Below are 21,419 nucleotides of genomic sequence, written 5' to 3' on the forward strand. Positions count from 1 at the left end.
AACTATATGAGAAAACCAAATCAAATCGAAGAAAACCGGATGAAACTTTTATGACAAAATGCTGGTTGTCCGAAGCAGGCGACAGGTGAGGCACCCCGCCGCAGTCGGGGGAGAAAGCCGCCGTTGCGATTGCACTTCGCGGCGCAACGTGCCAGCAAAGGGCACCCGCATAAAACATATAACGCACGCTCGGATCACAGGCGCATGACACGACACAAGAAAAGCCGGCCGGTCAAACCGGAGCGGCAGATGCTCAAAACACTTCTGTCCGGTCAGCAACGTGCGATCAAGGCCGCCTCCTATCTGACGGCGCTTTCCGCGTTGTTGTGGTTGCCGCAGGCGGCGTTTGTCGCCGGTGTGTTCTCCCGCTTGCTGACAGGTGAAGGGGGCGTCGGTGTTGCCGCTGGTGCCGTGGCTTTTCTGGCCTTTGCCGCTGTGCGCCTTGTGCTGAACTATCTCGCCGAAGGTTTGTTGTTTCGCGCCGGTCAGGCCATTGTCACACAAACTCGGCAGGAGATTTTGACCCGCGAGGCCCGCACGCATGGCATGTCGCCTTTGGGTGGTCCCGGTGCGCTGGCGGCGCTGGCGGGGGAAAAGCTCGACGCCTTGTTGCCCTATATCACCCGTTACGCGCCCGCCCAGACCCGTGTGATGACCGTGCCTTTCGCAATCCTTGCACTGGCTTTCTGGCAAAGCTGGGCGGTGGGGGTGGTCTTCCTGATCGCCGCGCCGCTCATTCCGCTGTTTATGGCGCTGGTGGGCTATGCGGCCCAAGAGGCCTCAGAACGCCAGATGCAGGAAATCGGCTCTTTGGGTGATCTTCTGGTGGACCGTCTTGCGGCTTTGGCCGACATCCGGCTCTTGGGCGCGGCTCCGCGTCTTATCGGGCAATTCGAACAGGCGGCAGACGACCTGCGCGCGCGCACGATGGCTGTGCTGCGCATCGCCTTTCTGTCCTCGACCGTGTTGGAACTCTTCGCCGCGCTGGGCGTGGCAATGGTCGCGGTCTGGGTCGGGTTCTCGCTTTTGGGCGAGTTGTCCTGGGGCGCTTATGGCGGCGGGATCACGCCTTGGGGCGGGATTTTCCTGTTGCTCTTGGCGCCTGACTATTTCCAACCGCTGCGCGATCTTTCGACCGCATGGCATGACAAGGCGGCGGGGTTGGCCGTTGCCGGTGAATTGGCGACATGGAAGGGGCATGAGGCCGAAGCTCTCATGGGCACGGGGGAGAAGGTCGCACCTTTATCCGGTCCGGCGGATATTCATCTGCGAGGCCTGACAGCCAAGCGTGGCAGCCGCTCTATCGTCTATCCGGATGCCGACATCCCCGCAGGGGCACGGGTGGCGCTGTCCGGACCGTCCGGTTCCGGCAAGACCACGTTGTTGCGTCTGATTGCGGGGCTGGAGCGTCCGGCTTCCGGCGCCGTGCAGGTTGCGGGGCAGGAGCTGGGCGAAGATACTGCCGATGCGTGGCGGGCGCGGCTTGGCTGGATGCCGCAAGCGCCGATGTTCATGGGCCGCTCCTTGCGTCACAACATTGCCTTTGGTGCGCCTTTGAGTGCGGATCTGATCCACGAAGCTGCGCTCAAACAGGTACTCGACGCGCTGCCCAAGGGCGATTTGACCGTTTTGGGCGAAACCGGTGGCGGTCTGTCCGGCGGAGAGGCGCGGCGTGTCATGCTGGCGCGGGCTTTGGCGGCAAGGCCGGATATTGTGCTGGCTGATGAGCCAACCGCCGATCTCGACCGTGAGACCGCCGATCGGGTTACGGAAGCCCTTCTGGCACTGGCGGAGCGCGGTGCGACGCTGATCGTGGCGACCCATGACGCACGGCTTATTGCCAGGATGGATCAGGTCATCGAGGTTGCGCCGGAGCCTTCTGTGACAGGCCCCGAAGGGCAGGAGGCCGACCATGCGTAAGCTCTGGTATATCTTCCGTCTTATGGTGCAGGGTGAGCGCAAGGCGCTTTTGCGCGGTCTGTCCCTGTCGATCCTTGTCCTGATCATGGGCGTCTCGCTTCTCGGCCTGTCGGGCTGGTTCATCGTCGCGGCATCTGCCGCCGGACTGATCGGCACAGGGGCCGTGTTCGATGTGTTCCGCCCCTCCGCGATGGTGCGGTTTCTGGCGATCGGGCGCACGGCGACGCGCTATGGCGAGCGTATCCTGACCCATGACGCCACGTTGCGCGCCTTGGCCAAGCTGCGGGTGACGCTGTTGGCGGCCTTGTCGACACGGTCGCATGACCGCCTGATCCGGCTGCGCGGGGCGCAGGCGTTGAACCGGATTGTGGCCGATGTGGATGCGCTGGACGGGGTGCCCTTGCGCCTGTTCCTGCCGCTGATTGCAGGCGGGATGACACAGCTTCTGGCGCTGGTCGTGTTGTCATGGCTCGTTGACTGGCGTGTGGCGGTGGTCATCTTTGCAACCTTTACCTTTGGCGGTCTGTCCGTGGTGCTTTGGGGCATCCGGCAGGCACGCCAGCCCTCGCGGCGGGCAGAAAGTGCTGCGCAGGCTTTCCGTTCGCGGTTCATCGACCTTGTCACCAGCCGCGAAGACCTCACGGTTTACGGGCAATTGCCGGATCAGGTCGCGGCCTGTCAGGTGGCGGAAACACGGCGTCAGGCGGCGGCGACAACGACCGATCTTATCGAACGTCAGGCTGGGGTTGGGCTGATGATCATCTCGGCTCTGGCAGCCGGTGCTGCGCTCTGGATCGGTGGTGGTTTGGCCGAGGCTGGCGAGATCACGCCAGCGCGCGCCGCCATCGGGTTCTTCGCCGCTTTGGCGCTCATGGAAACCGTTGCGCCCTTGCGCCGTTCCGTGGCCGAAATGGGCCGGATGATCGGAGCCGCGCGGCGCGTGACCGAACTGACAGATGTGCCGGATCTGCCGGAGCGCCGCGTTGCGCCGAGCGGGCCGGTCAGTTTGCGCTTTGACGCTGTGACATTCGGACGCGGCACGGCGGCTCCCGTGCTCAAGGATTTCACCCTGTCCGTGGAGCCCGGCGAGTGGGTTGCGCTCAAAGGCCCTTCAGGTGTGGGCAAAAGCACCGTGCTTTTGCTGGCCGCAGGGGCGCTTGTGCCCGCAGAGGGGCGTGTGTGTCTCGATGATCTGGCCGTGGCGGATTTTTCAGATGGTGCCGCGACCTTGGTAGGGCAACGGGCGGCTCTGGTTCAGGGCAGTCTGGCCGACAACCTGCGACTGGCCGCGCCAGAAGCCAGTGACGCAGAGCTTTGGGCCGCACTGGATGCGGTGGCCCTGCGAACTGTGGTGGAGACCAAGGGCGGGCTTGAAGCGCGGCTCGGGCCGCGTGGCGCGGGTCTGTCAGGCGGGGAGGCGCGGCGACTGGTTCTGGCGCGGGCGATTCTGCGCAAACCTTCTGTGCTGCTTCTGGACGAGCCGACCGAAGGGCTGGACACGGCGACTGCGGATCAGGTTCTGGCCGGTCTGCGGCAGATGCTGCCCGACTCAGCCGTCCTGATGGCGGCGCATCGGGCCGAAGAACAGGGCGCAGCTGACCGGATCGTGACGCTCGGGGCCTGAATTTCCTGTGTAAATCGTGAATTTCACGTCGATGTGATGCGGCATTTCCGAGCAAAGCGTCGCACCGCGCCGCCATGTCGCGGTCCGTTTAATGTATATTTGGAATATTGAATTTGTTGACATGGGTCAAAGCCGCTCATGCCGTGGCATATTATGGACATGCCAGAAACATGCATCTGCGAGACATCTTTACCTCGCGCAATAGGAGCAAGGGAACATGGAGTTCGGACTAGTTGAGCTGTCGCGCCTGCAATTCGCGATGACAGCCATGTACCACTTCCTCTTCGTGCCGCTCACACTTGGTCTTTCGATCATCGTGGCGATCATGGAGACGGTCTATGTCATGACCGGTCGGCCAATCTGGCGGCAAATGACAAAATTCTGGGGCACGCTTTTCGGGATCAACTTTGTTCTCGGCGTGGCGACGGGGATCACGATGGAATTCCAGTTCGGCATGAACTGGTCCTATTATTCCCATTATGTCGGCGACATTTTCGGCGCGCCTCTGGCTATTGAAGGGCTTATGGCCTTTTTCTTGGAAGCAACCTTTGTGGGGTTGTTCTTCTTTGGTTGGGACAAACTGTCGAAAACCGCACACCTTATTGTAGCTTGGCTTGTGGCCATTGGCTCCAATTTCTCCGCGCTTTGGATTTTGATCGCAAACGGTTGGATGCAAAACCCGATCGGGTCCGAGTTCAACCCTGATACAATGCGGATGGAGATGACCAACTTCTTCGAAGTGGTCTTTAACGAAGTGGCACAGGCCAAATTCGTGCACACGGTTTCGGCCGGATATGTGACGGCTTCTGTGTTCGTGTTGGGCGTGTCCGCGTGGTATCTGCTCAAAGGGCGGCACACGGAGCTTGCCCGTCGCTCGATCGCGATTGCAGCGTCCTTCGGGCTGGCGTCGGCCTTCTCCGTTGTTATTCTGGGCGATGAAAGCGGCTATTCTGCGACCCATACCCAGAAAATGAAACTCGCAGCCATCGAAGGCATGTGGGAAACACAGGATGCTCCGGCCTCCTTCACGCTGGTCGGTATTCCGGACACAGAGGCGCGTGAAACCCATTATGCCATTCACATTCCTTATGTGATGGGGTTGATCGGGACACGGTCGCTTACGGATGAAATTCCGGGTGTGGACCAGCTTGTGGCAGAAGCGGGCGAGAAAATCCGCTCCGGCATTGTGGCCTATGACGCCTTGATGACCATCCGCGAGCAACGCGATGCAACGCCCGCCGAGGTGCGCGCCACGTTCGAAGAACATTCCGGCGATCTCGGTTTCGCGATGCTTTTGAAACGCTACGTTGATGATCCGCGTCTGGCCACTGAAGCACAAATCACAGAGGCCGCCAATGACACCGTGCCAAGCGTAGGCCCGTTGTTTTGGTCGTTCCGCTTGATGGTGGGGCTGGGCTTTAGCTTTATCGCTGTGATGCTCTATTTCTTCTTCCGCACGGCGTTCAAAGGGATGAACTACCCGCGCTGGGCGCTGCGCCTTGCCGTGATCATCATTCCTGCACCATGGATCGCGGCGGAGCTTGGATGGTTCGTGTCCGAGTTCGGGCGTCAGCCGTGGACGGTTGACGGTGTGCTTCCGACCGCTTTGTCGGTTTCGCAACTGTCGATCGCGGATCTCTTGATCACTCTGGCGGGCTTCATGATCTTCTACACGGTGCTCTTCATCGTCGAGATGGGTCTGATGCTCAAATACATCAAAAAAGGTCCCTACATGGATGTCGCTGAAACCGACACGTGGACAGAGCGTCATACGCAACGTCTGCGCGCCGATGACGGCAAGGGCCCCTTTTCTGAAACACCTGCGGAGTAACGACAATGATCCTGCATGAATTTATGAGTTTCGAAGTCCTGCGCGTGATCTGGTGGTTGCTTTTGGGCGTCCTTCTGATCGGGTTTGCACTGACAGACGGGTTCGATTTGGGGGTGGGTGCGCTTCTGCCCTTCGTTGGCAAAACCGACAAAGAGCGTCGCGTCGTCATCAACACCATCGGGCCGGTCTGGGAAGGCAACCAAGTGTGGTTCATTCTGGGGGGCGGTGCGATCTTTGCCGCCTGGCCGCCGCTCTATGCGGTGTCCTTCTCGGGCTTCTACCTCGCGATGTTCCTCATTCTGGCCGCGTTGATCCTGCGTCCTGTCGGGTTCAAATATCGCTCCAAGCGTGAAAGCGCCACATGGCGGCGGAGTTGGGACTGGGCGCTCTTCGTAGGCGGTGCCGTGCCGGCGCTGGTCTTCGGTGTGGCGGTCGGGAATGTGCTGCAAGGTGTGCCGTTCTACCTGACGCCTGATCTGCTGATGCCGATGTATGAAGGCAACGCGATCATGAAGCTTCTGCTTCTGCTCAACCCCTTCGCGCTTCTGGCCGGTGTGGTGTCGCTTTCGATGCTCCTGATGCACGGGGCGGCATGGCTGGGTCTGAAAGCCGAAGGCACAGTGCAGAAACGGGCGCAGAAAATCGGCGTCATCGCCGGTATTGTTGCGGCTGTGGCCTATGCGCTGGCCGGTGTCTGGCTTGCCTTCGGGATTGACGGTTATCAGATTGTCAGCGAGGTCGTGAAAGACGGGCCGAGCAATCCGCTCTACTCCGAAGTGAGCCGTGGCGGATCGTGGCTGACGGCCTATTCGGAACGTCCGTGGATTGCGATCGCCCCTGCGATGGCCTTCATCGGGATCGCTCTGGCTGTGCTTGGTCTGAGCAAGGGCAAAGAGGTCTCCACACTTCTTTGGTCGAAACTCGGCATCACGGGGATCATTTCCTCGGTCGGGCTGACGATGTTCCCCTTCATCCTGCCCTCGACGGTTGATCCGAACAGTTCGCTCACCGTCTGGGACAGCTCCAGTTCGCACCTGACCCTGTTCGTGATGCTGGTCTGTGCGATCATCTTCATGCCGATCATTCTTGCCTACACCTCATGGGTCTACAAAGTGCTCTGGGGCAAGGTCAAAGAAGAAGATCTCGACAACAACGCTCAGAGCTACTGAGAAAGGAACACAGATGTGGTATTTTGCTTGGATACTCGGACTTCCGCTCGCCGCCATGTTCGCCGTTCTCAACGCGATGTGGCTTGAGATGCGCGAAGACACGCGTCTCATTGAAGAGCATGACGACACCGCCTGACCATACGCCAGCAAGGCCATTCGACCTGGCCTTGCCCGCTCGGTCCCTTCAGGTGGCTTGCTTCGGGGAGATTGTTCCACACTCCCCGAAGCGCCTTTAAAACCCGCCTTTGCCCGCATTTTTTCGTGGGCGGGGCTTTTCCGCACCAATAACATGCATACATATGCATAAGTATAAAGGGAGAGAGACATGTATTCCTCACATTCCCCGCAGATCGGCCGCCGAGGGTTTCTCGGCCTTGCCGCAGGGGCCACAGTGCTTGCCGCGAGTTCGGGAGAGGCTCGCGCAGCATCGGTCAAGACCAACGCAAAAATCATCATCATCGGCGCAGGCGCGGGCGGCACGGCTTTGGCCAACCGTCTCGTGGACCGTCTCGATGGTGCGCAGATCACCATCATTGATCCGCGCAAGGAACATCTCTACCAACCGGGGCTGACCCTTGTGGCAGCAGGTTTGAAATCCGCCGACTATGTGGTTTCGGAAACGACTGACTGGTTGCCCAAAGGTGTGACGCTCATCGCGGAGAAAGCCGCCGCTATTGATCCGGAAGCGAAAACAGTCGCGACCGAAAGTGGCCAGACGCTGTCCTATGATTTCCTCGTTGTGGCACCGGGGCTGATCCTCGACCATGATGCCATCGAAGGCTTCTCCCTCGACATGGTGGGAGAAAACGGCATCGGCGCGCTCTATGCCGGTCCGCAATATGCCGCCGCCACTTGGAAAGCCGCGTCGAAATTCGCCGACGAAGGCGGGCAGGGCATTTTCACCCGTCCGGGCACAGAGATGAAATGCGCCGGTGCGCCTTTGAAACATGCATTCCTGATTGATGACCGCCTGCGTCGGGCGGGCAATCGTGGCAAGGCCAAAATCACCTATGGCGCCCATGACAGCGCGCTTTTCGGGGTGCCGATTGTGTCGGAGAAAGTGCGCATGATCTTCGAAGATCGCGGCATTGATCCGGTGTATAACCATACGGTGAAAGGCATTGATGCGGGCGCGAAACGCGTGACATTCAACACGCCGGACGGCGAGCAGGAAATGGATTACGACTACATCCACCTGATCGCACCACAACGCGCCCCTGAGGTGATCCGTCAGTCCGGCCTGTCATGGGCTGACAAGTGGACGGATCAGGGCTGGGTCGAATGTGACATGGCCACGCTGCAGCATCTGCGCTATTCCGACATCTGGGCGCTTGGCGATGTTGCGGGCGTGCCGAAGGGCAAAACCGCAGCCTCCGTCAAATGGCAGGTGCCGGTGGTCGAAGACCAGATCGTCTCCGCCATCGCCGGCACGGATCCCACCGAGTTCTACGGCGGTTACACCTCCTGCCCGATGATCACCAAGATCGGTCGGGCGATGCTCGTGGAGTTCGATTACAACAACAACCTGACACCGTCTTTCCCGGGGATTATCCCGCCGCTTGAAGAGCTGTGGATTTCCTGGCTGATGGAAGACGTGGCGCTGAAGGCAACGTATAACGCCATGCTGCGCGGCAAGGCTTGAGGAGGGACGACAATGAAAGATCTGACACTTCAAACCATGATTGCCGTGTTCGAAGAAATCTTCGGACGCGGCCTGTTCTGGGCCATGGTGGTGATCGCGGCTGTGGTCACGCTGGCCTATGTCTTCGTGCTGATCCGCGACCGTGCTGTGAGTTGGCACAAATTCCTCTGGGCGCAACTGTCGATGCCCGTGGGCGCGGTTCTTGCTGTCTGGTTCGTGATGGCCATTACCCAATCCTCACCCGCCGACATTGGCGGGGCAGTGGACCTTATCGTCTTCCTCGGCGTTGCGGCTCTGGGGGCGATCGGCATGGCTATTCTCGTCTACACAGCGGGGGCCCTGATCTATCCGCCGAAGAAACACAGCGAATCCTGAAGGTCGTCTCGTTCCGAACGATCTGAAGGGTGGCGCTCCCGGTGTGCGGACCGGGGGCGTCTTTACGCATTTGTGAGAGGGGGCGGGCAGGGTCAATGTGTCTTGGAAACGCCCTGTCACTTAAGCCGTTTGCGGGCGTGTTTCTGCGCACGGGGCGCGTGGGGCAAACGGCGTTTGACTTTACATCCACGGGCGGCTCCGGTAAGCGCGAAGGCAATCAATTAAGGGCCAAGCCGACTTATGTGTGACACTTCCATCATCATTCCCTGCCGCAACGAAGCGGAAAACATTGGCGCTCTGCTCGACGAGATCACAGGCGCTTGCACAGATATCGGCCCGTTCGAAATCATCGTGATTGACGATGCCTCCGATGACGGCATGGCGGATATTCTGGCCGCGCGGATGCGCGAGATGCCCAATCTGCGGGTGATCCGCCATGACCGCTCCGGTGGTCAGTCGGCGGGGGTTCACTCCGGCGCACGCGCCGCACGCGGGACGGTGATCTGCACGCTGGACGGGGATGGTCAGAATCCGGGAACGGAAATCCCGAACATGATCGCGCCGTTCAAAGGGCCGAATGCCGAGAAAATCGGTTTGGTGGCCGGACAGCGCGTGGCGCGGCAGGATACGTTTTCCAAACGCTACGCCTCGAAAATCGCCAACGCCGTGCGGGCGAAAATTCTCAAGGACGGCACCCGTGACACGGGATGCGGCCTCAAGGCCTTCCGCCGCGACGATTTCCTGAGCCTGCCCTATTTCGATCACATGCACCGCTACCTTCCGGCGCTCTTTGCCCGTGATGGTTGGGAAATCTGCCATGTAGATGTCTCCCACCGTGCGCGTGGGGGCGGCCGGTCGCATTACTCCAACCTGCAACGTGCGGTTGTCGGGGTGGTGGACCTTCTCGGCGTGGCATGGTTGTTGCGCCGTCGCAAGAAAGCGCACCCGACCGAGGTGACAACGGATCGGGCCGAGGGGTGATCTCATGCAATGGCTGATGACGATCTTGCATGTGGATACGGTGGGCGAGCTTTGGTGGGTGCTCTTTGGCCTCTCCGCGCAGCTTATGTTCACGGCACGGTTTCTGTTGCAGTGGATCGCCTCTGAGCGCGCGCGCCAGTCCGTGGTGCCGGTGGCGTTCTGGTATTTCTCTTTGGTGGGCGGATTGATGCTGTTTGCCTATGCGCTCTATCGCAAGGATCCGGTCTTTGTGCTCGGACAATCGCTGGGCGTTGTCATCTATTCCCGCAATCTCTGGCTGATCTATGCCAACCGGAACACCGAAGATGACCCTTCAAAAGACGCCGCTTAAAGACTGGTTGCCTCTGGCGCTGGGTTTTGTGGCCGTGGCGGTGGCGCTGCGGCTTCTGGCTTTGGCTTTTGACCGCACCGATCTGTTTGTCGATGAGGTGCAATACTGGTTCTGGGGGCAGAATCTCGATTTCGGTTATTATTCCAAACCCCCTCTGATCGGCTGGCTGATCCGCGCCGTGACCGATCTGGCCGGTTCTGATGCGGTGTTCTGGGTGCGGATGCCTGGAGCCGTGCTGCATGGCGTGACGGCATTGCTGCTCGGCGCTTTGGCGGCCCGTCTGGTCGGGCGCACTGCCGCGCTCTGGACGGTTGCGCTCTATCTGAGCCTGCCCTTTGTGGCGCTCGGCTCGGTGATGATTTCCACCGATACCGTGATGGCACCGTTTTTTGCCGCGGCCTTGTTATTCTTTTTTCGCCTGACAGACACCCGTGCGCTGCGCGATGCCTTGGCGGTCGGTGTCTTTGCGGGCCTTGCCTTCATGGCAAAATACGCGGCGATCTATTTTCTGGTTGGAGCCGCGCTGGTCATGCTGACGCAGCCTGCCTTGCGACCGGGATGGCGCAATCTGGCGGGGATGCTGGCAGGGTTTACTGTCATGATCCTGCCGAATGTGCTTTGGAACCTGTCGCACGATCTGACCACCGTGTCGCATACGATGGATAACGCAGGCTGGCTTCGCCATGGGGCACAGTTGGGTTTCGGCTCTATGGCCGAGTTCTTCTTCAGCCAGTTCGGCGTGTTCGGACCGGTCACGATGGGCGCTTTGCTCGTGGCCTATCTGCGCCCCAAGGGCAGCCCGCGTGCCGCGCTGGTGCTGTTTTCCATTCCCGCGCTCTTGACCGTGACCGTGCAGGCGCTGCTGGACAAAGCCTATGCAAACTGGGCGGTTGCGACCTATTTCTCCGGTGTGATCCTCGCGGTCATGGTTCTGCCGCGCATTTGGCGCTGGCTGGCGCTTGGCGTCAATCTGGCCCTGTCCGCGACCTTGCCGCTGTTCATCGTGCTGGCCCCTTGGCCGGAGGTGGGGGGTGAGCCCTTGCTCAAGCGCTATCTGGGGCGACATGCCCTGTCCGAAAGTATTCTTGATCTCGCAGAGGCAGAGGGGGTGCCCGTGGTTTCCAGTGATCGGGATATCATTGCGGATCTTTTCTACATCGGACGCGACCGCGATGTGCCGCTCTATGCGATGCCGGAAACGGGGCGCGCCTCAAGCTATTATGCGCAGAATTTTGCACTCACAGAGGCGGTGAGCGGGGATGTTCTGGTCATCTGGTCCGGCAGCCTGCGCTGTGAGGCAGAGCTCATGGACGGGTTGGTTCTGACCGGAGTTTACGCGGGCTCGGATCTTCATGCCGGTCGCGTGTCTGCCGACTGTCTGCTGGGCAAGTCGGGGTCTTGATCGACCGAGCATCAGACCGAGCTGTGCTTGGCCTCTGATCCGGAAGTGCGCGCATTTCGCGGCGAGTTCCGCACGGAATTGGCCTCGAATTCCCTGCGTAGGGACGGACGGTGCCAAAATGAATTGCGAAAGGCTTTAGTGGCCCGTGCTTTTGAACACGACAGTCACCGTGCGCACGATAAGGTTGATGTCGGTGAGGAAACTCTGTTTGCGATAATATAGATTGTCATATTTCACGCGTGCGACAAAGCTGGTTTCACCGCGACCGGAGACCTGCCACACGCCCGTGATGCCGGGGCGCATGTCGAAATAGGCTTCTCCGCGAGCGTTTTCATAAAGCATTTGTTGGCTGGGCATGAAGGGACGGGGGCCGACAAAACTCATGTCGCCTTTGAGCACATTGAGAACCTGTGGCAATTCGTCGAGCGATGTCTTGCGGATGAATTTGCCGATTTTGGTGATCCGCGGATCATTGCGCAGTTTCTGGTAGGTTTCCCACTCTTTCGCGATCTCGGGGTCTTCCTTGCAAAGCTGCACCAGATAGGCGTCGGCATTCACACGCATGGAGCGGAGTTTGTAAAACTGAAAGGTCTTGCCGTTCCGTCCGATCCGCCTTTGCGCGTAAAACGCCGGCCCGCCATCCAGTTTGACCAGAATGGCAAGGATCAGAATAACCGGGATGACGAGTGGAGAGACTAGAATAAAAAAAGCTATATCAAACAGTCTCTTACCGAAGGTTTCGTATGGTGAGAAGGTAACTTTAGGCACATCCACAGCATTCGATGAGGCGCGAAAAGTCCGTTCGCTCTTTGTAGGAAATACCATATTCGCCCCCGAAATGACTTTCATCTTTATGCACAAAACCGTTTTGACATCGTGCAGCACAGGTGCAGAGTCCTCGAATGCTGCATCTGCATCACCTTATCTTTCTTGTGTGACGATTCCTACCGCGAGAATGTCGAAAAAGGTGAAGGTTGGTTCACCTCGGCGGTTTCTTGCAGCAAATTCGAGAAAAGCTCTACGAAATATGCACGATATAAATGTGAAGACGTTTCGGCGGTTCGCAAAAACAGGATGCATCTGTAAAGACGCGCCGTCAGAGTGGTATATGCCGCGCGAATCTGTGGGCGTGGCTGGGAACTGGGTTTGCACGCTGGTTAGTCCTGTGGGGCAAATCGAATAGGGGTATCGAATAGGGGTAAAGACGCGGGATGATGACGAACACCGCACAGCACATCATGATGCGACAGAGTAAGTCGCGCAGCCGGACGGGTGTTGCCAAAGCCGAGGCGCGGCGCGGCGTCTTGTGTGTCAGGCGCTCGCTTTGATCATGGAGGGCACCTTGGGGCCGGAGGAATGGCAGGCCGTTGCACTTTCGCTCAAAGTGGCGTTCTGGGCCGCGCTGGCCAGTTTGCCCCTTGGCATATTTGTCGCCTATGCGCTGGCACGCTGGCGCTTTCCGGGGCGCGAGATTCTGAACGGCCTGGTGCATTTGCCGTTGATCCTGCCGCCCGTTGTGACCGGTTACCTGCTTTTGATCTCCCTCGGAAGCCGTGCGCCGCTCGGGGCGTTTCTCCAGAATTTCGGCATTGTGTTTTCCTTTCGCTGGACGGGGGCGGCGCTGGCTGCTGCGATCATGGGGTTTCCGCTCATGGTGCGGGCGATCCGCCTGTCCATCGAGGCCGTGGATACGAAGCTCGAAGAGGCCGCGTCCTCGCTGGGAGCATCGCCTTTGACCGTGTTCTTTCGCGTGACCTTGCCGCTTTCCTGGCCCGGTATTCTTGCTGGCGCGGTTCTGGCCTTTGCCAAGGCGCTTGGTGAATTTGGTGCGACCATCACCTTTGTCTCCAACATTCCGGGCCAGACGCGCACGCTGCCTTCGGCCATCTATGCGTTCTTGCAAGTGCCGGGCGGGGAGGGGGCGGCACTGCGTCTTGTGATGATTTCTATTGCACTGGCGATGGGCGCACTGATCTTGTCTGAAATTCTGGCGCGGCGCATGTCCGGTGGTGGGCGCTCATGAGCCTGCATATCGATCTCAAACACCGGTTCCGGGATTTCGCGCTCGATCTGGATTTTGAAGTGCCTGAAGGGATCACCGTCCTGTTCGGGCGGTCGGGGTCTGGAAAGTCCACAGTCATTCGGGCCATCGCGGGTCTGTTCAAACCCGACCATGCGCGGATCTCGCTGGACGGGCGTGTTCTGTGTGACAGCGAGGCCAAGCTGTTTTTGCCGCCGCACAAGCGCAGGGTTGGCACGATCTTTCAGGACGCGCGCCTGTTTCCACATCTCACCGTGGCACAAAACCTCGATTTCGGGCGGCGGTTCTCCCGCCGTGATGTGCCCGAGCGCGAGGTGGCACAGATGGTCGAGATGCTCGGGATCGGGGCTCTTTTGGAGCGTCGCCCTGCTGGCTTGTCGGGTGGGGAGCAGCAACGGGTGGCCATCGGGCGGGCCTTGCTCTCGGGGGCCGAGTTGATCCTTGCCGACGAGCCACTCGCGGCGCTTGACGAGGGGCGCAAGGCGGAAATCCTGCCCTATTTCGAACGGCTGCGCGACGAGATTGCCATTCCGGTTCTCTATGTCAGCCACAGCCCCGCCGAGGTGGCACGTCTTGCCACCACGGTGATTGCGCTCGAAGCCGGTCGCGTGATCGGGCAGGGGGCTGCCGATCTGGTGCTCAGCGATCCGGCGGTGTTGCCTGTTGGCACCGCAGGCGCGGGCGCCTTGTTGCGGGCCACGGTCCATGCTCATCACGAGGACGGGCTGACGGAGCTTTCGGCAGGCGGTGCGGCCTTGTTCCTGCCGCATCTGGAAACGCCCGTGGGTCATCTCGTGCGGCTGCGCATCGCGGCGCAGGATGTCATGCTGTCGCTGGAGCGGCCAACCGGCTTGTCCGCCCTCAACATCCTGAGCGGTGTGGTCTCCCAGATCAGCCCGACACAGGGTGCGGGCGTGTTGATTGTGTTGGACACCGATGCGGGGCGGGTGCTTTCGCAAGTGACGCGGCGCTCGGTTGCGGCACTGAACCTGCGCGAAGGGGTGCGCTGTCATGCCGTCATCAAAACCGTGTCGATCGCGCGGGACAATATCGGTGCGTGACCGGACCGGCGCGTGACGGCAAGTCTTGATCCCGCCTTCGCGATGACGCGCGGTTTCACGGAGCAGTGTTGACCGCAAATCTGCGAGACGCGACACAACGCCGGATTTTCCAGCTATAGTGAAAAATGCTATACTTGCGGATGATAAAAAACTTGCTACATATGCAATAAATTGAATACCAGTGTCCGCTTAAAGCGTTTCTTGAGAAACCTGAGCTATAGACTTCGGGAAACGTCGCACACGGATGGATATCGTGGGCCTTTCACGTCAAGCTTGTGAGGCAAGTGCATCGTGAAGGGCTTTCAACCTGAAACAGAGGTCAAAATGCGCCGCACCCATTTGCTTACGATACTTCTGCCGGGGATGCTCCTGATCGGAACGCCCATGTTTTCGGAAACCCTGACCCTGACACCGCAGGCGATCACCGAATGGAAACCGGTCTATGCCGAGGTGGAGCCGCGTGACCGCGTGCCTGCGCGTGCGCGGATCGGGGGGACGATCACCACGCTTGATGTGACCGAGGGCGATGTCGTCGAGGCGGGGCAACGTGTTGCCTTGATCGAAGACACCAAACTTCTGTTCCAGATCGAAGGCATCGACGCGCAGCTCGACGCGCTGAACTCCCAGCTTGAGAAAGCTCAGGACGATCTGACACGCGGTGAATCCCTGTCCGAACGCGGGGTGATTTCCACCTCCAGCCTGCAAGCCCTGCAAACCAATGTGACCGTGCTCGAAGGCCAGATCACATCGCTCAAAGCCGAACGTCAGGTCGTCTCGCGCCAGATCGAAGAGGGCGAGGTGCTCGCCCCCGAGGCGGGTGTGGTGCTGGATGTGCCGGTGTCCAAGGGCGGTGTCATCATGGCGGGCGAGGAGGTCGCGACCATCGGTTCCGGCGGGACATTTCTACGCCTTGGTGTTTCCGAGCGCTATGCGGACACGCTGACTGAAGGCGACACGATCCAGATTTCCGGCGCGGGTGAGGCGCGTGAGGGACGGCTTGCAAAAATCTATCCGCTCATTGAGAGCGGACGGGTTGAAGCCGATGTCGAGGTTGAGGGGCTGGATGCCCGCTTTGTCGGTCGCCGCGTGCAGGTGCGTTTGCCCGTTGGCAGCCATGACGCCTTTCTGGTGCCGCAAACTGCGCTGACGCAATCGGGTGGGCTGGACTTTGTGCAGATCGAACAGGAGGCGGGGACAAGCGAACGTGTCGTCGTTCCGGGCAATGAGGTGATGCGCGACGGTGTCGCCTATGTGGAAATCCTCAGCGGGCTGGCCGCGGGGGACAAGGTGGTGACGCGCCATGAATAATCCCAAAGGACCAACGGGTGCGCTCGGCATCGCCGGCCATCTGACCCGCAATTTCATCCTCTCCCCGCTCACACCGCTCTTTCTCATGGCCGCGCTGGCCGTGGGGATGATTGCTCTGGTGTCGCTTCCGCGCGAGGAAGAGCCGCAAATCTCCGTGCCCTTGGTGGACATCCATGTGGATACATCAGGGTTGAAGGCGCAAGACGGGCTGAAGCTGGTCACAGAGCCTTTGGAAACCATCGTCAAAGGCATAGATCAGGTCGAGCATGTCTATTCCGAAAGCCGCGACGACTATGTGATGGTGACCGCGCGGTTCAACGTCGGTGTGCCGTCCGAGACCGCGATTGTGCGGGTGCGGGACAAGATCCTCGCCAATATCGACCGTTTGCCTGTTGGCATCAACGAACCGCTCGTGGTCGGGCGCGGGATCAATGACGTGGCCATCGTCGCCCTGACATTCAGTCCCTCCGAGGATAACGAGACCATGACCGCCGCCGATCTGACGCGGGTGGTCAAAGAGGTCGAGGTGCAACTGGCGCGGATCGAGAATGTCGGGCTGACCTATGTGATCGGCGAGACAGAAGAGGCGCTGCGGATCGACCCCGATCCCGAAAAACTGGCGCTCTATGGCATCACCCTGCAACAACTGGCCGGAAAGGTCGAAGGCGCGAATTCCGCAAGCCCTGCGGGCCTGTTGCGCGATGGTGGCGAACAGATCGGTTTGATCGTGGGCAAGACGCTCACAACGCCCGAAGAAATCGGCAATCTCGAACTGACTGCACGCGATGGACGCACTGTTTATGTGCGCGACGTGGCCGATGTCGCCTTTGTCTCTGATCTGGACGAACACTATGTCTCCACGCTCACCCGCGCTGGCGCAGATGTGGCCGAGGAGGCGCATGGCGAAACGGATATGGACGCGCCAATCATCCGTCGCCCTGCGGTGACTCTTGCGATTGCCAAACGTGCGGGTGCGAATGCGGTGATCGTGGCCGATGAAATCCTGACCCGCGTCGAAGCGATGAAGGGCGAGGTCATCCCCGACAGTGTCGATGTGGAAGTGACCCGCGACTATGGCGAGACGGCCAATGAAAAGGCCAACGAGCTGTTGTTCCACCTCGCGCTTGCGACTGTTTCCATCGTGATCCTTGTGTTCTTTGCCATCGGCTGGCGCGAGGCGGTCGTGGTGGCCATCGTCATTCCGGTGACAATCCTGCTGACGCTGTTTGCCTCCTATATCATGGGCTACACGCTCAATCGGGTGTCGCTTTTCGCGCTGATTTTCTCCATCGGGATTCTGGTCGATGATGCCATCGTGGTGATCGAGAATATCGCACGCCACTGGGGGATGAAGAAACCCGGACAGAACCGCTTCGGAGCGGCCGTGGAGGCGGTGGCCGAGGTGGGCAACCCGACCATTGTGGCAACGCTCACCGTGGTGGTGGCGCTTTTGCCGATGCTCTTTGTCTCCGGAATGATGGGGCCCTATATGTCCCCGATTCCGGCCAATGCCTCTGCGGCGATGATCTTCTCTTTCTTTGTTGCGGTGATGATCACGCCTTGGCTCATGCTGAAAATTGCGGGCCGTGCGGAATTGCATCACGACCATGAGGGCGATGTGCCAGGGGGCAAACTTGGCAAGCTCTACATGCGGATCGCGGGGCCGCTTTTGAAGTCCAAAGGTATGGCATGGGCGTTTCTCTTGGCGGTGATTGTGCTGTCATTTGGCTCTTTGGGCGCGCTTTATACCAAAGATGTGACGGTCAAGCTGCTGCCGTTCGACAACAAATCCGAACTGTCGGTGATGATCGACCTGCCGGAAGGGTCCTCGGTCGAGGCCACTGATGCGATTGCGCAGCAGGCGGCGCGGCTGGCCATGACCCTGCCGGAGGTGATGTCGGCCCAGACCCATGCGGGCACGCCTGCGGCGTTCAACTTCAACGGTCTGGTGCGGCACTACTACCTGCGCGAAAACCCCGAAATGGGCGAAGTGCAGTTGAAGCTCCTGCCGAAAGACGACCGTGACCGCACCTCGCATGACATAGCGCTGGAACTGCGCGAGATGTTGCGCGAAGGTATTTCCGTGCCGCCGGGCACCGCGATGAAAGTGGTCGAGCCGCCGCCCGGACCGCCAGTGATGGCCACCCTTCTGGCGGAAATCTACGGACCGGACGGGGAGACCCGCCGTGCCGTGGCCGCCAAGGTGCGTGACGCCTTTGAAAGTGTTGATTTCATTGTCGACACCGATGACAATTACGGTACTCAAGCGCGGCGTATTCGGGCGGAGATGAAGCCTTCGGACTTGAATTTCTATCAGGTGGCGGAGGCGGATGCCGCGCAGACACTGCAACTTCTCAACAGCTACAATACGGTGGGCTATTCCCATCGTGGCGAGGGCCGCCGTCCGATCCCCATCGTGATCGGTCGGGATAAATCCGAACGCGTGCTGGATGCCACGGCGCTCTCCACTCCGGTTCCGGCCAATGTCCTGCCCGGCGGGCGCGGTGTGGTCGAACTGGGCGATGTGGTGGAGATCACCGAAGAGCAGACCTCTTTCCCGATCTTCCGGCATAACGGTTATGACGTGGTGATGGTGCAGGCCGAACTGGCCGGTGCCTATGAAGCGCCGCTCTACGGTATGCTGGCCGTGGCCGACAAGCTCGAAGAGATGGACTGGCCCGAAGGGATGAAGCCGGAGATTTCCTTGCACGGACAGCCCGTTGACACCACGCATCCGACATTGCTTTGGGACGGGGAGTGGGAAGTGACATGGGTGACTTTCCGTGACATGGGCGCGGCCTTCGCTGTGGCGCTTTTGGGAATTTACATCCTTGTTGTGGCGCAGTTCGGCTCCTTCCGCCTGCCGCTGGTCATTCTGACGCCGGTGCCGCTCACCTTCCTTGGAATCATGATCGGGCACTGGTTGTTCGGGGCACCGTTCTCCGCGACCTCGATGATCGGGTTCATCGCCTTGGCGGGGATCATCGTGCGCAACTCGATCCTTCTGGTCGATTTCATCCGACACGCCGATGACGAGGGCAAGGTGACGGTGGATATTCTGTTGGAGGCAGGGGCCACGCGGTTCAAGCCGATCCTGCTCACGGCCATTGCGGCGATGATCGGCGCGGCGGTGATTTTGGCGGACCCGATCTTTCAGGGTCTGGCGATCTCGCTTTTGTTCGGGCTTTTGTCCTCAACCGCGCTGACGGTTCTGGTCATTCCGGCGATCTATCGCATCTTCAAGATGTGAGGGGCGGAGAAACCACGCAGGAAGGGGGGCGTTTGTGCTCCCCCTTTTGTTTGTCCGAAGGCGGCTGCCGGTTCGGCCATAGTGCCGCCCTTTGAACGCAGTCCTTGAACCAAGAGTGCGCCACAGAAAAAGGGCGCCCGAAGACGCCCTTTCAATCACTTCAATCACATTGTGAATGGCTTAGCCGATGATCGCGTTGAGCGTGGCAGACGGACGCATGATCGCCGCCACTTTGGCCGGATCGGCGTGGTAGTAGCCGCCCATATCCGCCGGTTTACCCTCATTCGCTTTCAGCTCTTCAAGGATAACCGCTTCCTTCTCGGCCAGTTCCTTGGCGATGGGGGCGAAATACGCTTTCAGCTCCGCATCGTCATCCTGCGCGGCGAGGGCCTCGGCCCAGTAGCGGGCGAACCAGTAGTGCGAGGAACGGTTGTCGTTCTGGCCGACCTTGCGCTCGGGCGACTTGTTCTCAAGAAGCAATTTCTGTGTCGCGTCTTCCACCGCTGCACCAAGGACACCGGCTTTGGTCTTGCCTTTGGAGGAGGCGAGGAAGCTGTAGCTTTCGCCAAGCGCACAGAACTCGCCAAGGCTGTCCCAACGCAGGTGGTTTTCCTCGATCACCTGTTGGACGTGTTTCGGCGCGGAGCCGCCAGCGCCCGTCTCAAAGAGGCCGCCACCGTTCATCAGTTTGACGATGGAGAGCATCTTGGCGGAGGTGCCAAGTTCGAGGATCGGGAACAGATCGGTCAGGTAGTCGCGCAGCACGTTGCCCGTGATGGTCACGACGTTCTTGCCCTTGCGCATTTCTTCCCATGTGAAACGGGTGGCTTCGCGCGGGGCCATGATCGGAATGTCTTTGCCAGCCGCTTTCAGCGCCGGTTCGACATATTTGATCAGTTCGGCGTCATGGGCACGGTTCTTATCGAGCCAGAACGCGCCGGTGCCTTCGACGTCAAACCGTTCGATGCCGGTTTTGATCCAGTCGAGGATCGGCGCTTTCTTCGCGGTGCACGACCGCCAGATGTCGCCTTTTTCCACCTCGTTGGACAAAAGCACTTCGCCGCTGTCGAGCACGATCGAGACGGTGCCATCGGCAGGGACTTCGAAGGTGGTTGGGTGGGAGCCGTATTCCTCGGCCTTCTGCGCCATCAGACCGACGTTGGACACGGCGCCGCAGGTGGTAACATCCAGCGTGCCGGTTTCTTTGAAATATTCCACGGTTTCGTCATAGACGCAGGAATAGGAATTGTCGGGGATGCAGCATTTGGTGTCTGCGGCTTTGCCGTCCGGACCCCAGCCGATGCCACCGGCTTTGATGACCGCAGGCATGGAGGCATCGATGATCACGTCAGAGGGCACATGCAGGTTGGTGATGCCTTTGTCCGAGTCGACCATGTAAAGCGGCGGTTTCGCGGCGAGAGCTGCCTTGAGGTCGGCTTCCATCTCGGCATTGCCTGCGATGAGTTTTTCGAGCGCGCCGATGCCGGAATTCGGGTTGAAGTCCAGCTTGTCGCCGTGTTTGGCAAGGAAGTCTTCGAGATAGACGGAGACGAAATGGCCGAAGATGATCGGGTCGGAGACCTTCATCATCGTCGCCTTGAGGTGCACGGAGAACAGCACACCCGGTTCCATGCTTTCGACTTCTTTCTTGATATAGGCGCGCAGGGCCTTGGCGGAGAGGAAGGTCGCATCGACGATCTCGCCTTCAAGATAGTTCAGCCCGTCTTTGAGAACCGTCTCGGAGCCGTCTTTGCCCTTGAACACGATTTTCGCGCCACCGGCCTGTGCGGCAGTGACTGTCGCGGCTTTCTCATTGGCGTAGAAATCATCGCCCGGCATGGCGGCGACGGTGGTTTTCGAGGTGGATTTCCACTCGCCCATGCGGTGCGGGTTGGCTTTCGCGTATTCCTTCACGGCCTTGGCGGAGCGTCGGTCCGAGTTGCCTTCGCGCAGCACGGGGTTCACAGCGGAGCCTTTCACCGTGTCGTATTTGGCGCGAACGGCTTTCTCTTCGTCGGTTTGCGGATCGGCGGGGTAGTCGGGAATGTCAAAGCCCTGCGATTGCAGTTCCTTGATCGCGGCTTCAAGCTGCGGCACGGAGGCCGAGATGTTGGGCAGTTTGATGACATTGGCGTCAGGGGTTTTCACCAGTTTGCCAAGTTCGGCCAGATCGTCGGAGACGCGCTGCTCTTCGGACAGACGCTCGGGGAAAAGCGCAAGGATGCGGCCCGCCAGAGAGATGTCTTTCGTGGCGACCGAGATGCCTGCGGCATTCGAGAAGGACGAGATGATCGGCAGGAGCGACCCGCGGGCAAGCTCGGGGGCTTCGTCCACAATGGTGTAAATGATGTCAGGGGTGTTCTTGTCGGCCATTTGGTCCTCCACTTGGTTCTGCATCAGCGGCTCTCGCCGACTGTATCTGGCTTGCCAAGCGGGTAGCCCAGCGGGGGCCGCAAGTCAATGTGTGCCGTTGTATACATTGTC

General features: G+C 59.8%; 16 protein-coding genes. 14 read left to right on the plus strand and 2 right to left on the minus strand.

The window, feature by feature from the left end; genetic code table 11:
* Positions 1–249 precede the first annotated feature (249 nt).
* The 10 genes from cydD to KO492_RS06770 all read left to right on the plus strand — a co-directional run bounded on the left by cydD (position 250) and on the right by KO492_RS06770 (position 11,275).
* Positions 250–1,920, plus strand: a complete 1,671-nt coding sequence (cydD, locus tag KO492_RS06725) for a thiol reductant ABC exporter subunit CydD (protein ID WP_252735351.1) — start codon at positions 250–252, stop codon at positions 1,918–1,920.
* Positions 1,913–3,544 (plus strand): thiol reductant ABC exporter subunit CydC, encoded by a 1,632-nt coding sequence (gene cydC, locus KO492_RS06730; protein ID WP_216044236.1) that lies wholly within the window; start codon positions 1,913–1,915, stop codon positions 3,542–3,544. The genes cydD and cydC overlap by 8 nt, the downstream gene beginning before the upstream one ends.
* Before the next feature lie 217 nt (positions 3,545–3,761).
* Complete coding sequence (locus tag KO492_RS06735; protein ID WP_216044237.1) at positions 3,762–5,375, plus strand: cytochrome ubiquinol oxidase subunit I; 1,614 nt, start codon at positions 3,762–3,764, stop codon at positions 5,373–5,375.
* Between the two features lie 5 nt (positions 5,376–5,380).
* Positions 5,381–6,544: a cytochrome d ubiquinol oxidase subunit II gene (gene cydB / locus KO492_RS06740; RefSeq protein ID WP_216044238.1), complete on the plus strand. Its 1,164-nt coding sequence runs from the start codon at positions 5,381–5,383 to the stop codon at positions 6,542–6,544.
* Positions 6,545–6,557: 13 nt separating this feature from the next.
* On the plus strand, positions 6,558–6,680 hold the full coding sequence (cydX, locus tag KO492_RS06745; RefSeq protein WP_216044239.1) for a cytochrome bd-I oxidase subunit CydX: 123 nt from the start codon (positions 6,558–6,560) through the stop codon (positions 6,678–6,680).
* A gap of 189 nt (positions 6,681–6,869) precedes the next feature.
* Complete coding sequence (locus tag KO492_RS06750; protein WP_216044240.1) at positions 6,870–8,186, plus strand: NAD(P)/FAD-dependent oxidoreductase; 1,317 nt, start codon at positions 6,870–6,872, stop codon at positions 8,184–8,186.
* A 12-nt stretch (positions 8,187–8,198) separates the two neighbouring features.
* Positions 8,199–8,561 carry a DUF5368 domain-containing protein gene (locus KO492_RS06755; RefSeq protein WP_216044241.1) on the plus strand — a complete coding sequence of 121 codons (363 nt, stop codon included), beginning with the start codon at positions 8,199–8,201 and terminating at the stop codon, positions 8,559–8,561.
* 240 nt (positions 8,562–8,801) lie between these two features.
* Complete coding sequence (locus KO492_RS06760; protein WP_216044242.1) at positions 8,802–9,542, plus strand: glycosyltransferase family 2 protein; 741 nt, start codon at positions 8,802–8,804, stop codon at positions 9,540–9,542.
* A gap of 4 nt (positions 9,543–9,546) precedes the next feature.
* Complete coding sequence (locus KO492_RS06765; RefSeq protein ID WP_066604978.1) at positions 9,547–9,873, plus strand: lipid-A-disaccharide synthase N-terminal domain-containing protein; 327 nt, start codon at positions 9,547–9,549, stop codon at positions 9,871–9,873.
* On the plus strand, positions 9,848–11,275 hold the full coding sequence (locus tag KO492_RS06770) for an ArnT family glycosyltransferase (protein WP_216044243.1): 1,428 nt from the start codon (positions 9,848–9,850) through the stop codon (positions 11,273–11,275). The genes KO492_RS06765 and KO492_RS06770 overlap by 26 nt, the downstream gene beginning before the upstream one ends.
* A 135-nt stretch (positions 11,276–11,410) precedes the next feature.
* Here the strand turns inward: KO492_RS06770 and KO492_RS06775 are convergent, their stop codons facing one another.
* Complete coding sequence (locus tag KO492_RS06775) at positions 11,411–12,100, minus strand: sugar transferase (protein ID WP_216044244.1); 690 nt, start codon at positions 12,098–12,100, stop codon at positions 11,411–11,413.
* 505 nt (positions 12,101–12,605) lie between these two features.
* Between KO492_RS06775 and modB the strand changes: the two genes are divergently transcribed.
* The 4 genes from modB to KO492_RS06795 all read left to right on the plus strand — a co-directional run bounded on the left by modB (position 12,606) and on the right by KO492_RS06795 (position 18,935).
* Positions 12,606–13,298 carry a molybdate ABC transporter permease subunit gene (modB, locus tag KO492_RS06780; RefSeq protein WP_066605079.1) on the plus strand — a complete coding sequence of 231 codons (693 nt, stop codon included), beginning with the start codon at positions 12,606–12,608 and terminating at the stop codon, positions 13,296–13,298.
* Positions 13,295–14,377 (plus strand): molybdenum ABC transporter ATP-binding protein, encoded by a 1,083-nt coding sequence (gene modC / locus KO492_RS06785; protein WP_216044245.1) that lies wholly within the window; start codon positions 13,295–13,297, stop codon positions 14,375–14,377. The genes modB and modC overlap by 4 nt, the downstream gene beginning before the upstream one ends.
* 324 nt (positions 14,378–14,701) lie before the next feature.
* Positions 14,702–15,685, plus strand: coding sequence for an efflux RND transporter periplasmic adaptor subunit (locus tag KO492_RS06790; protein ID WP_216044246.1), 984 nt, complete (start codon positions 14,702–14,704; stop codon positions 15,683–15,685).
* Entirely contained in the window at positions 15,678–18,935 is a 3,258-nt protein-coding gene (locus KO492_RS06795) for an efflux RND transporter permease subunit (protein WP_216044247.1), read from the plus strand. The genes KO492_RS06790 and KO492_RS06795 overlap by 8 nt, the downstream gene beginning before the upstream one ends.
* Positions 18,936–19,115: 180 nt before the next feature.
* Here the strand turns inward: KO492_RS06795 and KO492_RS06800 are convergent, their stop codons facing one another.
* Complete coding sequence (locus KO492_RS06800; RefSeq protein ID WP_216044349.1) at positions 19,116–21,308, minus strand: NADP-dependent isocitrate dehydrogenase; 2,193 nt, start codon at positions 21,306–21,308, stop codon at positions 19,116–19,118.
* Positions 21,309–21,419: the final 111 nt, after the last annotated feature.

The sequence above is a fragment of the Celeribacter halophilus genome (genome assembly GCF_018860305.1).
Taxonomy (GTDB): domain Bacteria; phylum Pseudomonadota; class Alphaproteobacteria; order Rhodobacterales; family Rhodobacteraceae; genus Celeribacter; species Celeribacter halophilus_A.